Source organism: Paraburkholderia sp., from assembly GCF_049581445.1.
Taxonomy (GTDB): domain Bacteria; phylum Pseudomonadota; class Gammaproteobacteria; order Burkholderiales; family Burkholderiaceae; genus Paraburkholderia.
Genome location: NZ_JBAURZ010000259.1, coordinates 1 through 13,403 on the forward strand (window position 1 = coordinate 1; position 13,403 = coordinate 13,403).

The window sequence follows — 13,403 nt, forward strand, 5'->3', positions numbered from 1 at the left end:
GCGCCAGCCGGAACGCCCAGCGGCATAACGCGCAGGCCGCGTGCAAGATGTGCCTGCAGGATGCGGTAAGTCGAAAGCTCGAATGCGCCCGCCCCATCCAGCGCGGACAAGCTTGCCGCTTGCACCAGCGACGGCATATGACCCAGGTACTGCCAGCGATCCACGACATGAAAGGTGCGCGCTTGCAATTCCTCGTCGCGTTCCTCAAACACGATCGGGCCGTCGAACGGCCAGGGCGCATCGACCGGGTCGCTCTTGGCAACTCGCGGCACCCGGTTTTGCGCCGGACGCAGAGTCGAGATCCACTGAGCCTCGGCCAGCATTGCACCTAACTCGCCACCCGTCGCGCGCCATTCGACACGCCGCACTTGCTGGGCAAGTCGCATATCTTTCGATGAGCGCCGCTCGCCTGTCAGGTGCGAGCGTAGACGCTGACGGATCCGCACGCTGCGGCCTACGTACAGAGCCGCATCCCCTTCCCCGTAAAACGCATAGACACCGCAACCGGCCGGCGCTGTGTCGAGCAGATCTTCCGTGATGTCGCCGCCAAGGTGATAGCGTCGCAGGGTACGCTCGATCTGGGCGCGCAAGGCCTCGACGGGTACGAGACCGTGCAACCGCTGCCAGAACTGCCAAAGCAGATCGGCATCGGCGAGCGCGCGGTGTCGGTCAGACGGCACGAGTGCATGACGTTCAACCAGCGCATCGAGTCCGTGGCGCTTTTCCGCCGGGAAGAGCGCGCGCGATAGACGCACCGTGCAAAGCACATCCGGATTGAACGCCAGACCCGCGCGGCGGAATTCGCTGCGCAGAAAGCCCCGGTCGAAACTTGCGTTATGTGCAACAAACAGCTTTCCGTTCAGCCGTTCGAACAGCGCGGGGGCGATTGCGTCGAAACTGGGCGCGCCGCGCACCATAGCGTCGGTGATACCGGTTAGTTGCTGGATGAATGGCGGGATCGACTGATGAGGATCGACCAGGGTGCTCCACCGGGAGGTGCCCTCCGGCCCCACTTCGACCACGCCGACTTCCGTGATTCGGTGCTCAGCGGTCGAACCGCCCGTGGTCTCAAGATCGACGAAGACGATCGGGGTGTCGATCGCGGGATTATGCAGAAGCTGTTCAGGCATGAGGAAGAATACGTTTTGGTGTCGGGCTTGCGGCAAGTATGCACCACCTGGCTGACAATCACGCGGGCGAAGTGGCGGTTCGTCCGGTTGCGGGGGCCGCTCCATGGCGCCGAACGCCGCATCTGCAAAGAACTGCACGCGCAGAAATCGATTATTGTTTTATGACGTCAGATAAAACGGCAGTGAATATTTCTAGTTGAAAACCCTGGCACCTTGGCCTCGATTACGATCTACACCATAGGAATCACCATATATACCGGGTATACCCAAAGCCAATGTCTTAATCCAGAACCGCGCTATACGGATATGAATCGTATAAGCATCCGCTGCTTGACGATGCAACAAAAAGCCCTCGGCGTAGCGAGGGCTTTTTAGTCTTGCCGCCATGCAGTGGATGAGACTGCACGGCGTTGTATCTTACAGCGGCTGAATGTTCGCTGCCTGCTTGCCCTTCGGGCCCATCTTCACTTCGAAAGAGACGCGCTGGTTTTCCTTCAGCGACTTGAAGCCTTCCGAGCGAATTTCCGAGAAGTGAGCGAACAGGTCGTCACCACCCGAGTCTGCCGTGATGAAGCCAAAGCCCTTAGCATCGTTGAACCATTTGACGATACCGGTTTCCATATTCCAGTTTCCTTCAAGATTTGATTAAAGCGGGCAATGCCCTCATGCCGATTACGACGCCTCTTGAATAGAGGCACGTGACAAACCAACCATCACGCATATCAATCGAAAATGCAGCCTTGCCGTTATACGGGGAAGCAAGATCAAGCGTCAAGAGAATTTTCAATAATCGATAATCGGCTGGGGTCATAAGCAAAAAGCGCTAATTCAACGCCTGATTCACACCCAAATTAAACGGTAGCAGAACGTAATTGCCGTCATTTTTACTGGACAATTTTGGCAGCGCGGAAGCGAACGTAATTCTTACGCAATATGTAACAAATCATGTCAATCGTAAGTGTTTGTCCGGGTTGTCCGGGTGAATCACGCCGCTCATGATGGAAATCAGTAGTGTGTATCGGGAGGTTGCCATGAAATTCAATACAGTCCGCCGCTTCGTCACCTGGCTCAAACAGGCTCACGACGAGACACCCGCAAACGGGACCACGCAAACTGCATCCACCGGATCGCTTTTCGACTTCGATCCCATGTGGCACGGCGATCACTGGCAAAACCTGCTGTCCTCTCCAATGGACGCCCGCCACTACGTGATGGAAGACTGGAGCGTCGTCACCGACGCCGAGTTTGAACCAGCTCGCCTCGCTGCGCAGGCCCGCTAGGAAGCATCCGGCAAAGCGTCGGGCGAAAAAAAAGCGCGACTGGGAAGTCGCGCCGACAAAGGTTTGGAGATCTTTTTCGTCAACGAAAAAGTCTGCTCCTAGAAGCAGAGATTTCAGTATACCGCCGATACGTTCGCCGATTGAAAGCACAATCGTCAATCATCTATTGCATTTCGGGAAATAATAAAAAGTTCATTTTTTTCTCGTTGTTTTTACACATCGTTTGGTGTAGCAATTGCACAACGCGCCAAGGTTGACACCTCCTCGCAGCAGCGCACTCCTCCTCTGAATGCCTTTACCAGTAAGGCTCCCGTCTGCCTCATCAATAATTGCAGCGCAAGGAATACTTTATTGCGTAAATCGGAATACTTGCTCCGAGGCCACATCCTTACACTCTGCTTGTCCGGAAACAAGCGCGCCGCATTATTGCGCGTTCCACGCAGGTCATCGCCTCTCGCAGCGTAAGCGTGTTGTTTCCTTGAAGCCTGGGTTTCCAAAACCCATCCTGTTCTCGGAGTTATAAAGATGAAAAAGACACTCATGGTCGCGGCCCTCACGGGCGTTTTTGCTACGGCAGCTCACGCGCAAAGCAGCGTCACGCTGTTTGGCTTGATCGATGCCGGCATCACCTACACCAACAATCAAGGCGGTCACTCCAACTGGCAAGCAACGGACGGCGCAGTGAACACGAGCCGTTGGGGCCTGCGTGGTTCTGAAGATCTGGGCGGCGGTCTGAAGGCAATTTTCGTGTTGGAAAATGGCTTCAACGTCAATACCGGCGCGCTGCGTCAGAACAGCCGTGAGTTCGGCCGTCAGGCATTCGTCGGTCTGTCGAGCCAGCAGTTCGGCTCCGTGACCCTCGGCCGTCAATATGACAGCGTGGTCGACTACCTCGCCCCGCAGTCACTGACCGGCACGCAATACGGCGGCACGTTGTTCGCTCACCCGTTCGACAACGACAACCTGAACAACTCGTTCCGCGTTGACAACTCGATCAAGTTCCAGAGCGCCAACTACAGCGGCTTCAAGTTCGGCGGCCTGTATGGCTTCTCGAACGCAGCAGGCGAGTTCTCGAACAACCGTGCGTACAGCCTTGGTGCGTCGTATAACTACGGTGGCCTGAATGTTTCGGCTGCATACCTGCAGTTGAACAACGACATCGGCGCACTCGGCGCGTCGACCAATCCGATTAACGCGGTGACCAACTCCGGCGGCGCAGTCTCCAGCGACAACTCGCTGATCGCAGGCCGTCAGCGCACCTTCGGCGGCGGCATCAGCTATGCGTTCGGCCCGGCAACGGCAGGCTTCGTCTACACGCAGAGCAATCTGAACAACTTCGTTGGCATCAGCCAGTCCAACTCCGGCGTGACCGGTGGCCTCCTGTTGCCGAACGTGACGAGCGGCCACTTCCAGAACTTCGAAGTGAATGGCCGTTACCAACTGACACCGGCACTGAGCGTTGCCGCTGCGTACACGTACACGCAATCGAGCATCGACGGTACGAATCCGAAGTGGAACCAGTTTAACCTGCAGACGTCCTATGCCCTGTCGAAGCGCACCGACGTGTACCTGCAAGGTGAATACCAGCACGTGAGCCAGGACGGCACGGACATTCACGCCGACATCAACGCGCTGGCAGCCTCGGGCAACAACAACCAGGTCGCTGTCACGGCTGGTCTGCGTCACCGCTTCTAAAGCATCTGGCTGTAATCGCAGTATTGAAAGGCGCCGCTTGCGGCGCCTTTTTTCGTCCTGGTGTGTATCGTCGCGAAGGCGCGGCGTAACTGCCCGCTATGGCCGCCTACGACTCCGTATCCGGCGGTGGATATCGCACGTCGAGAATATCGATCGGCTCAGGCCCAGCCGGCGTATGCAACGTCACCTGATCGCCGATTCTTGCCTTGACCAATGCCCGGGCAATCGGCGAGACCCAACTCACCCGTCCGTGATCCAGGTCCACCTCGTCGATGCCCACGATCGTCACCGTATGGGCCTCGCCATCTTCGCTCGCGTAGTCGACGCTTGCACCGAAAAACACCTGGTCGATGTTTTCCTGCTTGCTGCTATCCACAATCTCCGCGAGATCGAGCCGCTTGGTCAGAAAGCGGATACGCCGGTCAATCTCACGCAGACGGCGTTTGCCGTAGATGTAGTCGCCATTCTCCGAACGGTCACCATTCGACGCCGCCCACGAGACCAGCTTCACGACCTCCGGCCGCTCCACGTCGATCAGATGCAGCAATTCATCGCGCAGCCGGCGGTATCCCGCCGGCGTAATGTAGTTTTTTGCGCCCGGGGGAATCGCGGGTTGAGCGGCGTCGAGATCGTCATCATTCTCTTCGCTCGACTCTTTGACAAAGGCCTTATTCATGATCATCCATAGACTGCAGCAAACCCTGCCCATCAAGGGTACACGATCGGGGCAATCAGACAAATCGCAGTTTCACTCTTCCCTTTTTTAGTAGCTTTGCTATAATCCCGTTTCTGCGTGCGGCTGTAGCTCAGTTGGATAGAGTACTTGGCTACGAACCAAGGGGTCGTGGGTTCGAATCCTGCCAGCCGCACCACTTATTTCGAGGGCCTCCCTCCGGGGAGGCCCTTTTGTTTCACCCGGTTTATTGATGTACCCGTCTTAGCGTGCGGCTGTAGCTCAGTTGGATAGAGTACTTGGCTACGAACCAAGGGGTCGTGGGTTCGAATCCTGCCAGCCGCACCACCTATAAAGGGCCTTCCGAATGGAAGGCCTTTTGTTTTTGGTCTCGCGCAATCAGACGTTCAGAAAGGAGGCCATGCAGAGCCCCCAGCAACCGCGGGGGTGAGCCCCAGGCCCCTTAGCGGGGCGCAGATTGAATATCGCCGATCTGTCCGTCAGGCTTCGGCATGTCTCGCGCCACGGGCGCTGCTGTCTGTTCCCCAATCGGCTCCGCCCTCAGGCCCACCAACGCCTGAGCTTGCCGGAGCAGTTCGTCCACTGCATCGCCAAACCGGCTCGCCACGAATGCTCGAAGCAGGGCTACCCGCAACGACTCCCCCCGCCCTTCCACGGTACGGTGGCCGCCTTCGAAATCCGCGACGCAATGTGCCTGCTGCCGGTTCACTTCGCGTACCTCGAGACGCTGCGCTCGCTCAAGCACGACCGCAGCCGCTTCCCATGACGTAGACGGCGTGAAACGACCGTCCCACGGTCGACCGCGATCGTTACCGCGGATAGAAACGGTATCACCGCTGTCGGTAAAGTGGATTTCGCGCACAAAGTCGTGCAGGCTGCGCGCAACCCAGTAGTCAAGTTCGATGCCGCTCAGATTCGCTACGTTCATGGCGCTCCCAGGTCGGACCTAAGCCCGCTCAGTAGTCCGCGCGTTCCCGATCAATGCGCATCCCGCCGTCGTGACGGTGGTGCCCTTCCTCGCTAGGCCGCTCGCGCGCGATCCGCATGACGTCGGGGTTGGTGCGCACGCGGCGCATCACATTCGCAAGGTGAACACGATCGCTCACCTGTATCACAAAGCGCAGGACCGTTGATTCCTGCGACAGGTCTTCATCCATCGCAATGTGCACGATGTTGGCGTCCGCGGATGTGATATCCGCAGCCACTCGGGCAAACACTCCCTTCACATTCTTAACGAGCACCTTCACGGCCACATCGAACAGGCGGCCTGGCTGCGGCGCCCATGCAACGTCAATCCAGCGGCCCGGATCGCGCTTGTGAATACGCTGGGCGACGCGGCAGTCGGTGGTGTGGATAGCCATGCCAAGGCCAATGCCGATATAGCCCATGATGTCGTCGCCCGGAATAGGACGGCAGCAGGCCGACAGCTGCACCGACATGCCTTCGGTGCCAGTAATCACCACCGGCGGTGCGTGGGGCGCGTTGCTGGAATCGGAGCGCGGGCCGTCGTCGTCGGCGTCGCGGCCGCTCATCAGCACTTCGATGCGCTTGGCCATCACCGCGGCTACGCGCCGACCGAGGCCGATATCCGCGAAAATCTCCTGACGGCTCTTGTTGCCGGTCCATTGGACCAGCTTTTCCCAGACTTCGGGCGTCGTATCGGAGAGCGCGAGGCCGTAGCCCTTCAAGGCCTGATCGACCAGCCGCTCGCCGAGTTGCACCGACTCGTTCAGACGCATCGTCTTCAGGTAGTGACGGATGGCGGAGCGCGCCTTGCCGCTGCGCACAAAGCCGAGCCACGCCGGATTCGGCTTCGAATACGGCGCGGTAATCACTTCGACGATATCGCCGCTCTTAAGCTCAGTGCGCAACGGCAGCAATTCGTTGTTGATCTTCACCGCGACGCACTGGTTGCCCAGGTCGCTGTGGATCGAATAGGCGAAGTCGAGCGCCGTGGCGCCGCGCGGCAGCGCCATGATCTTCGACTTCGGCGTAAAGACGTAGACCGCATCCGGGAACAGATCGATCTTCACGTGTTCGAGGAATTCGCTTGAATCCCCGGCTTCACTCTGGATATCCAGCAGCGACTTGAGCCATTGGTGCGCGCGCTTCTGCACGTCGTTCAGGTCAGCGCCGCCGTTCTTGTACAGCCAGTGCGCCGCCACACCCGCCTCGGCAATCTCGTGCATTTTGCGCGTGCGCACCTGAAACTCGATCGGCGCGCCAAATGGGCCCACCAGCGTCGTATGCAGCGACTGGTAGCCGTTCACCTTGGGGATGGCGATGTAGTCCTTGAACTTGCCTGGCACCGGCTTGTAGAGCGCATGCAGCGCGCCGATGCAGGTGTAGCACTCGAGCGCGCTGTCGACGACCACGCGGAACCCGTACACGTCGAGCACCTGCGAGAACGACAACTGCTTGTCGCGCATCTTCTTGTAGATGCTGAAGATGGTTTTTTCGCGGCCGGTGACTTCGGCGTCGAGCTTCGCGTCGGCGATCGCGCGCTGCACCGACTCCAGAATCTTGCCGACCACTTCCCGCCGGTTACCGCGTGCCGCCTTGACGGCTTTTTCGAGCGTGGCGTAACGGTGCGGGTTGAAGTTCGCGAAGCTCAGGTCCTGCAACTCGCGATACGTATTGTTCAGCCCAAGCCGATGGGCAATAGGCGCGTAAATGTCCAGCGTTTCACGCGCCACGCGCCGGCGTTTTTCCGGCGGCACCGCGCCGAGCGTGCGCATGTTGTGCAGCCGATCGGCCAGCTTGACCAGAATAACGCGCACGTCGCGCGCCATCGCGAGCAGCATCTTGCGGAAATTCTCCGCCTGCGCCTCCTCGCGATTGCGAAACTCCATCTTGTCCAGTTTCGACAACCCGTCGACCAGTTCCGCGACCTTTGCGCCGAAACGCTCGGCGAGTTCGGCCTTGGTCACGCCCTGGTCTTCCATCACGTCATGCAGCAGCGCCGCCATGATCGACTGGGCGTCGAGTTTCCAGCTGGCGCAGATCTCCGCGACAGCAACTGGGTGCGTAATGTAGGGTTCGCCGCTCTGACGGTATTGCCCGAGGTGGGCTTCGTCGCTGAAGTGGAAAGCCGCCTTGACGTCCTTGATCTCTTCCGGCGACAGATAGCCGGACAAGGCGGAAGTCAGCTTGGCGATCGAAACGACGTCATGCCGGCGCGGCTGCTCCGGCGTGGCGGTCGGACCGAACAGATGGCGAAACGACTGTTCGAGGACCGCGTCGATGTACTTACGTGCAGATGCCGGCGAATCGCCGTCACGGGCGTCCTGTTCCACTTCCGTAACGGGGGGCGAAGGGTTGGTGCTCATACTCGCCTCCGTATCAGGTTGGACGCCGGTCTGCACGCTTAGGGGTATTACATGGCAATCGACAGCGAATGAAGCGTACCTTAGACCGGCACCTTCTTCAGCATCTCGACGCCAACCTGGCCAGCCGCGATCTCGCGCAGCGCGACGACGGTAGGCTTGTCGCGGCTTTCAATCTTCGGCGTATGGCCTTGGGCGAGCTGGCGTGCGCGATAGGTTGCGGCAAGTGCCAGTTCGAAACGATTCGGGATCTGTTTCAGACAGTCTTCGACGGTAATACGGGCCATGTTGGATTCCTTCTCAGTATGTCGCTTATTCTACCTTATGTGCTCGATTGCCCGCCGCGATCACGCGTGTGGCAGGTGAATGCCGAGCTGTACAAAAAGGTCCGTGTGACGTGCGTATTGCGAGGCGAAGCGTAAGCGCGTGGAGGCAACCAGACATTGCAGCTCCGCGAGCGCACGATCAAAGTTCTCGTTGATGACCACATACTCCGCTTCGGCCGAGTGCGCGATCTCGCTACCCGCAGCAAGCAGACGCCGCGTGATCACGTTCGGCTCATCCTGACCGCGCTTTCTCAAACGATCTTCGAGCGCTTCCAGTGACGGCGGCAAAATGAAGATTTCGACCGCATTGCGGAACTGCTTTTTCACCTGCTGCGCACCCTGCCAGTCGATTTCGAGCAGCACGTCATGGCCGCTCTTCATCTGCTCTTCGATCCACAGGCGCGAAGTTGCATAGTAGTTGCCATGCACTTCCGCGCTTTCGAGGAATTCCCCTTCGGCGTGGCGCTGCAGAAAATCGTCGACGGTTGTGAAGTGGTAGTGCTCGCCGTCCTTCTCCTTGGGACGCGGCGGCCGCGTCGTGTAGGAGATCGACAGCAGGATCGCCGAGTCGCGCGCGAGCAGCGCGTTGACGAGCGTCGACTTGCCCGCGCCCGAAGGCGCGACCACCATGAACAGGTTGCCGGGATAAGCCCCGGCGTAAGGGTTGCGCGGTGCGCTGCTTTCGCGTGTGTGGTCAGTCATTGCAATCGTTGTCCGAAAGGGGCTCGAAGATTACTCCAGATTTTGTACCTGCTCGCGCATCTGTTCGATGAGCAGCTTCAAGGTCATCGACGAATCCGCCAGTTCCTTCGCAGCCGCCTTCGAGCCTAGCGTGTTCGCTTCGCGATTGAGTTCCTGCATCATGAAGTCGAGGCGCTTGCCGACCTTGCCGCCCTTCTCGATCACGTGACGCGTTTCGTTCAGATGAGCGGTGAGGCGCGACAGCTCTTCCGTGATGTCGATGCGGATGCCGTACATGGTCACTTCCTGGCGAATGCGTTCGGCGATTTCTTCGCGCGAGATGCTCGTCGTCACCGTATCCGGTGCAGCAATGCCCAATGCCTCCTGCAACCGTTCGACAATCTTTTGCTGATGGCGGATGATCAGCTCGGGCACCAGCGGCGTGATCTTCGTGACGATCGCTTCCATTTCGGTCACGTTGCTGAGCAACATCGTCGCGAGCTGGGCGCCTTCACGGCCACGCACGTCGATCAGATCCGTAATCGCCTGCTTGCCGCACGCCAGCACTGCATCACGCAGCGTTTCCGCCGCCACACCACTTTCAGCCAGCACGCCCGGCCAACGCAGGATCTCGCCAGTGCGCAGGCGGCCCGCTTCTGGAAACGCGCTCAGCACCGCGCGCTCCAGCAGCGCGAGTTGGCTAAGCGCATCATGATTGATCGCGCCCGCGTTGGCTGACTGTTCGCTACGCTGCAGATTGATACGAATATCCACCTTGCCGCGCGAGAGCTTGTTCATCAGCATTTCGCGCAAGGTCGGCTCACAGACACGCACATCCTCGGGCATGCGAAAGTTCAGATCCAGAAAACGCGAGTTCACCGTGCGCAGTTCCACCGACACGCTCACGCCACCATTGCCTGTAGCCGCTGCGAGTTCGCGCGTGGCGCTCGCATAGCCCGTCATGCTGTAGATCATCGTATGTCTCGCGATTGAGGCCATGCCAGAAGCGGGATGGCCAGTAGAGTCGAATCGCCCGGCGAGTACGAGGCGCGGGGCGTAGAACCGGCATTATCCCATTTTTGGCGAGACGTCCTGTTCATGCGGCTTACCCGTGCAGGGCGCACCCCGAAAGACATGCCAGTGCCCATGGAGAACCGCCTGAAGCCCCGTGAACCGATAGGCGGTAAAATCGCGGTTTCCCTCCTGCATTCTCTCTTTGACGATCCCCGAACGATGAACGACACCACGAAACGCCCCAGCGGCCGCCTTGCCGATCAGCTGCGCGATGTGCGCATCACGCGCCACTACACGAAGCACGCGGAGGGCTCGGTGCTGGTCGAATTCGGCGACACCAAAGTGATCTGCACGGCGAGCGTCGCCGAGACGGTGCCCGGTTTTCTGCGCGATCGCGGCCAAGGTTGGCTCACAGCCGAATACGGCATGCTGCCGCGCGCGACCAACACCCGTAACGATCGCGAAGCTGCGCGCGGCAAACAGACCGGCCGCACCCAGGAGATCCAGCGGCTGATCGGCCGCGCGCTGCGCTCGGTGTTCGATCTGGAAAAGCTCGGCGCGCGCACCATGAACATCGACTGCGACGTGATCCAGGCCGACGGCGGCACGCGCACGGCAAGCATCACTGGCGCGTTTGTCGCCGCGCACGATGCGGTGACAAAGCTGCTGGCCAGTGGCCGCATTGAAAGCTCACCGATCACCGACTTCGTCGCAGCGATTTCGGTGGGCGTGTACAACGGCTTGCCGGTGCTTGATCTCGACTACGACGAAGACTCGCAATGCGACACCGACATGAACGTCGTGATGACGGGCGCAGGCGGTTTCGTCGAAATTCAGGGCACCGCGGAAGGCACGCCGTTCTCGCGCGACGAAATGAATGCACTGCTCGACCTCGCGCGCGACGGCATCAGCACGCTGGTCGCCAAACAGAAGCAGGCCCTGGAGTTGAAGGGTGAGTAATCAGCAGAACGCCAGCAGCAAGGCAGCGGCAACGGCGAAAGGGCCGCTCGGCAAAGTCGTGCTGGCCTCGAACAACGCCGGCAAGCTGCGCGAATTCGCGGCGCTGCTGGACGCGGCTGGCATCGAACTGATTCCGCAGGGTGCGCTCAACGTACCTGAGGCGGAAGAACCGCACCCTACCTTCGTCGAAAATGCGCTGACGAAGGCGCGGCATGCAGCCAAGCTGACTGGTCTGCCTGCGCTGGCAGACGATTCGGGACTGTGCGTGCGCGCGCTACGTGGCGCGCCTGGCGTCTATTCAGCGCGCTACGCGCAGCTTGCGGGTGGCCCGAAAAGCGACGCTGCAAACAACGCGCGGCTTGTCGAGCAACTGCAGGGCGAAGCGGATCGGCGCGCTTATTACTTCTGCGTCCTTGCGCTCGTGCGGCACGCTGATGACCCCGAGCCGCTGATCGCCGAGGGCCGCTGGCAAGGGCAAATTATCGACGAGCCGCGCGGCGCGAATGGCTTCGGCTATGACCCGCACTTCTTCCTGCCCGATCTGAACGCGAGCGCCGCTGAACTCGATCCCGCCGTGAAGAACACCTGCAGCCACCGCGCGATCGCGTTGCGGCAGTTACTGGCGCGTCTCGTGGAGGAAGCTTGATTCCGATCCAACCCGCCGGAAAGACCGGCGCCGGGGTAATCCAGGCGTTCACTGCGCCGGGCAGCATCCACCTCACCTCGCTGCCGCCGCTGGCGCTATACGTGCATTTTCCGTGGTGCGTGCGCAAGTGCCCTTACTGCGATTTCAACTCGCATGAGTGGAAAGGCGACACCTTCCCCGAGAACGAATATCTCGACGCGCTGCGCACGGACCTCGAACTGGCGCTGCCGCTCGTATGGGGCCGCCAGGTGCATACGGTGTTTATCGGGGGCGGCACGCCTAGCCTGCTGTCGGCGGCCGGGCTCGACCGCCTGCTGTCGGACGTGCGCGCGCTGCTGCCGCTCGACGCCGACGCCGAGATCACACTCGAAGCCAATCCCGGCACGTTCGAAGCGGACAAGTTCGCCCAGTTTCGTGCGAGTGGTGTGAATCGCCTATCCGTTGGCATTCAGAGTTTCAATGAAGCTCATCTGAAGGCGCTGGGCCGGATTCACGATTCGACGCAAGCGCGCCACGCGGTCGACGTTGCGGCTACCACGTTCGAAAACTTCAACCTCGATCTGATGTTCGCGCTGCCGCGGCAAACGCTTGCGGAATGCCAGGCGGACATCGAAACGGCGTTGTCGTTCGCGCCGCCACACTTGTCGCTGTATCACCTGACGCTCGAACCGAATACGCTGTTTGCCAAATTCCCGCCGCCGCTGCCGGACGACGACGCATCCGCCGACATGCAGGACTGGATTCATGAGCGCACGACTGCCGCGGGCTATGGACGCTATGAAGTGTCGGCTTATGCGCAGCCGCATCGACAGAGCAAACACAACCTCAACTACTGGCGCTTTGGCGATTACCTGGGTATCGGCGCCGGCGCGCATACCAAGCTGTCGTTTCCGAATCGTGTCCTGCGCCAGATGCGCTATAAGCATCCCACCACGTTTATTGAGCAAGCCAAAGCCGGTACTCCGGTGCACGAAGAGCATGAGGTCGGGACGCGCGATCTGCCGTTCGAATTCATGCTGAACGCATTGCGGTTGGTGGAAGGCTTTCCGGTGCATCAATTCATCGAGCGCACGGGTATGTCGATGACGTCGATCGAACCGGCGTTGCAGGAAGCGGAGCGACGCGGCCTGATTGTGCGCGATCACGAGAAGATCGCACCGACGCCGCTCGGGCAAGCGTTTCTGAACGATCTGCAGGCGCTGTTCCTGAAAGAGCCGCAGTGAAGTTGCGCGGACTTGCCGTGGTGGCGGGTTTCCAGGTTACAATTTAGGGCTTGGAGGTGTGGCCGAGTGGTTTAAGGCACCGGTCTTGAAAACCGGCGAAGGAGTGATCCTTCCGTGAGTTCGAATCTCACCGCCTCCGCCACATCACCAATGAATACGGGCCTCTTGGCCCGTTTTTCGTTTCCGCTCTCCGAAAGCTTGCGCATGGCGCCGCCCAGGCCCGTCAGTCTTCGAGTCCGCTACGCTCGCGAAAACAATCGCTTGCCCTGAAGTAAAGCGTCCGCACCTCCTGCCGACAGCCCATACGCGCTGTGGAACACTTCGCCACCAAGAGCGATACCCCCGCGTACATCCCCTACTCAACTTTCCGCCCATCCCGCCGATACCCCGAATACGACCCCTCGCCAGGCCTCGTCCGGGAGCCCCGC

13 protein-coding genes and 3 tRNA genes are annotated in these 13,403 nt (G+C 59.9%); 8 read left to right on the forward strand and 8 right to left on the reverse strand.

Features of this window, described 5'->3' with window-relative positions; translation table 11 throughout:
- On the reverse strand, positions 1–1,130 hold a 1,130-nt coding region (locus tag WCA85_RS21905; RefSeq protein WP_424066967.1), incomplete at its 3' end, for an exonuclease domain-containing protein.
- A gap of 417 nt (positions 1,131–1,547) precedes the next feature.
- A complete protein-coding gene (locus tag WCA85_RS21910; protein ID WP_424066968.1) occupies positions 1,548–1,751 on the reverse strand; it encodes a cold-shock protein in 204 nt (67 codons plus the stop codon).
- Between the two features lie 410 nt (positions 1,752–2,161).
- Between WCA85_RS21910 and WCA85_RS21915 the strand changes: the two genes are divergently transcribed.
- Positions 2,162–2,410: a hypothetical protein gene (locus WCA85_RS21915; protein ID WP_424066969.1), complete on the forward strand. Its 249-nt coding sequence runs from the start codon at positions 2,162–2,164 to the stop codon at positions 2,408–2,410.
- A 525-nt stretch (positions 2,411–2,935) separates the two neighbouring features.
- Entirely contained in the window at positions 2,936–4,105 is a 1,170-nt protein-coding gene (locus WCA85_RS21920) for a porin (protein ID WP_424066970.1), read from the forward strand.
- Between the two features lie 106 nt (positions 4,106–4,211).
- On the opposite strand, the gene greB is transcribed toward WCA85_RS21920, so the two are convergent.
- Positions 4,212–4,781, reverse strand: a complete 570-nt coding sequence (greB, locus tag WCA85_RS21925; protein ID WP_424066971.1) for a transcription elongation factor GreB — start codon at positions 4,779–4,781, stop codon at positions 4,212–4,214.
- Between the two features lie 119 nt (positions 4,782–4,900).
- On the opposite strand from greB, the gene WCA85_RS21930 reads away from it, so the two are divergent.
- Positions 4,901–4,977 (forward strand) — tRNA-Arg (locus WCA85_RS21930).
- 72 nt (positions 4,978–5,049) lie between these two features.
- Positions 5,050–5,126, forward strand: a tRNA-Arg gene (locus tag WCA85_RS21935).
- 115 nt (positions 5,127–5,241) lie between these two features.
- Here WCA85_RS21935 and WCA85_RS21940 read toward each other — a convergent pair.
- The 5 genes from WCA85_RS21940 to WCA85_RS21960 all read right to left on the reverse strand — a co-directional run bounded on the left by WCA85_RS21940 (position 5,242) and on the right by WCA85_RS21960 (position 10,107).
- Positions 5,242–5,727, reverse strand: a complete 486-nt coding sequence (locus WCA85_RS21940) for a phage protein NinX family protein (RefSeq protein WP_424066972.1) — start codon at positions 5,725–5,727, stop codon at positions 5,242–5,244.
- 28 nt (positions 5,728–5,755) lie between these two features.
- On the reverse strand, positions 5,756–8,128 hold the full coding sequence (locus WCA85_RS21945) for a RelA/SpoT family protein (protein WP_424066973.1): 2,373 nt from the start codon (positions 8,126–8,128) through the stop codon (positions 5,756–5,758).
- An 80-nt stretch (positions 8,129–8,208) separates the two neighbouring features.
- Positions 8,209–8,412: a DNA-directed RNA polymerase subunit omega gene (gene rpoZ / locus WCA85_RS21950; protein WP_006025620.1), complete on the reverse strand. Its 204-nt coding sequence runs from the start codon at positions 8,410–8,412 to the stop codon at positions 8,209–8,211.
- 60 nt (positions 8,413–8,472) lie between these two features.
- Complete coding sequence (gmk, locus tag WCA85_RS21955) at positions 8,473–9,153, reverse strand: guanylate kinase (RefSeq protein ID WP_424066974.1); 681 nt, start codon at positions 9,151–9,153, stop codon at positions 8,473–8,475.
- Positions 9,154–9,183: 30 nt separating this feature from the next.
- Positions 9,184–10,107, reverse strand: a complete 924-nt coding sequence (locus tag WCA85_RS21960; protein ID WP_424066975.1) for a YicC/YloC family endoribonuclease — start codon at positions 10,105–10,107, stop codon at positions 9,184–9,186.
- Positions 10,108–10,365: 258 nt separating this feature from the next.
- On the opposite strand from WCA85_RS21960, the gene rph reads away from it, so the two are divergent.
- The 4 genes from rph to WCA85_RS21980 all read left to right on the forward strand — a co-directional run bounded on the left by rph (position 10,366) and on the right by WCA85_RS21980 (position 13,117).
- On the forward strand, positions 10,366–11,106 hold the full coding sequence (rph, locus tag WCA85_RS21965) for a ribonuclease PH (RefSeq protein ID WP_424066976.1): 741 nt from the start codon (positions 10,366–10,368) through the stop codon (positions 11,104–11,106).
- Complete coding sequence (gene rdgB, locus WCA85_RS21970) at positions 11,099–11,752, forward strand: RdgB/HAM1 family non-canonical purine NTP pyrophosphatase (RefSeq protein WP_424066977.1); 654 nt, start codon at positions 11,099–11,101, stop codon at positions 11,750–11,752. The genes rph and rdgB overlap by 8 nt, the downstream gene beginning before the upstream one ends.
- A 5-nt stretch (positions 11,753–11,757) precedes the next feature.
- Positions 11,758–12,975: a radical SAM family heme chaperone HemW gene (hemW, locus tag WCA85_RS21975; RefSeq protein WP_424066994.1), complete on the forward strand. Its 1,218-nt coding sequence runs from the start codon at positions 11,758–11,760 to the stop codon at positions 12,973–12,975.
- 52 nt (positions 12,976–13,027) lie between these two features.
- A tRNA-Ser gene (locus WCA85_RS21980) sits at positions 13,028–13,117 on the forward strand.
- Positions 13,118–13,403 lie beyond the last annotated feature (286 nt).

Excerpts from the sequence above, each read along its gene's own strand:
- WCA85_RS21910 (WP_424066968.1), bottom strand. The coding sequence starts at position 1,751 with ATGGAAACCGGTATCGTCAAATGGTTCAACGATGCTAAGGGCTTTGGC.
- WCA85_RS21915 (WP_424066969.1), top strand. The coding sequence starts at position 2,162 with ATGAAATTCAATACAGTCCGCCGCTTCGTCACCTGGCTCAAACAGGCT.
- WCA85_RS21920 (WP_424066970.1), top strand. The coding sequence starts at position 2,936 with ATGAAAAAGACACTCATGGTCGCGGCCCTCACGGGCGTTTTTGCTACG.
- greB (WP_424066971.1), bottom strand. The coding sequence starts at position 4,781 with ATGAATAAGGCCTTTGTCAAAGAGTCGAGCGAAGAGAATGATGACGAT.
- WCA85_RS21940 (WP_424066972.1), bottom strand. The coding sequence starts at position 5,727 with ATGAACGTAGCGAATCTGAGCGGCATCGAACTTGACTACTGGGTTGCG.
- WCA85_RS21945 (WP_424066973.1), bottom strand. The coding sequence starts at position 8,128 with ATGAGCACCAACCCTTCGCCCCCCGTTACGGAAGTGGAACAGGACGCC.
- rpoZ (WP_006025620.1), bottom strand. The coding sequence starts at position 8,412 with ATGGCCCGTATTACCGTCGAAGACTGTCTGAAACAGATCCCGAATCGT.
- gmk (WP_424066974.1), bottom strand. The coding sequence starts at position 9,153 with ATGACTGACCACACACGCGAAAGCAGCGCACCGCGCAACCCTTACGCC.
- WCA85_RS21960 (WP_424066975.1), bottom strand. The coding sequence starts at position 10,107 with ATGATCTACAGCATGACGGGCTATGCGAGCGCCACGCGCGAACTCGCA.
- rph (WP_424066976.1), top strand. The coding sequence starts at position 10,366 with ATGAACGACACCACGAAACGCCCCAGCGGCCGCCTTGCCGATCAGCTG.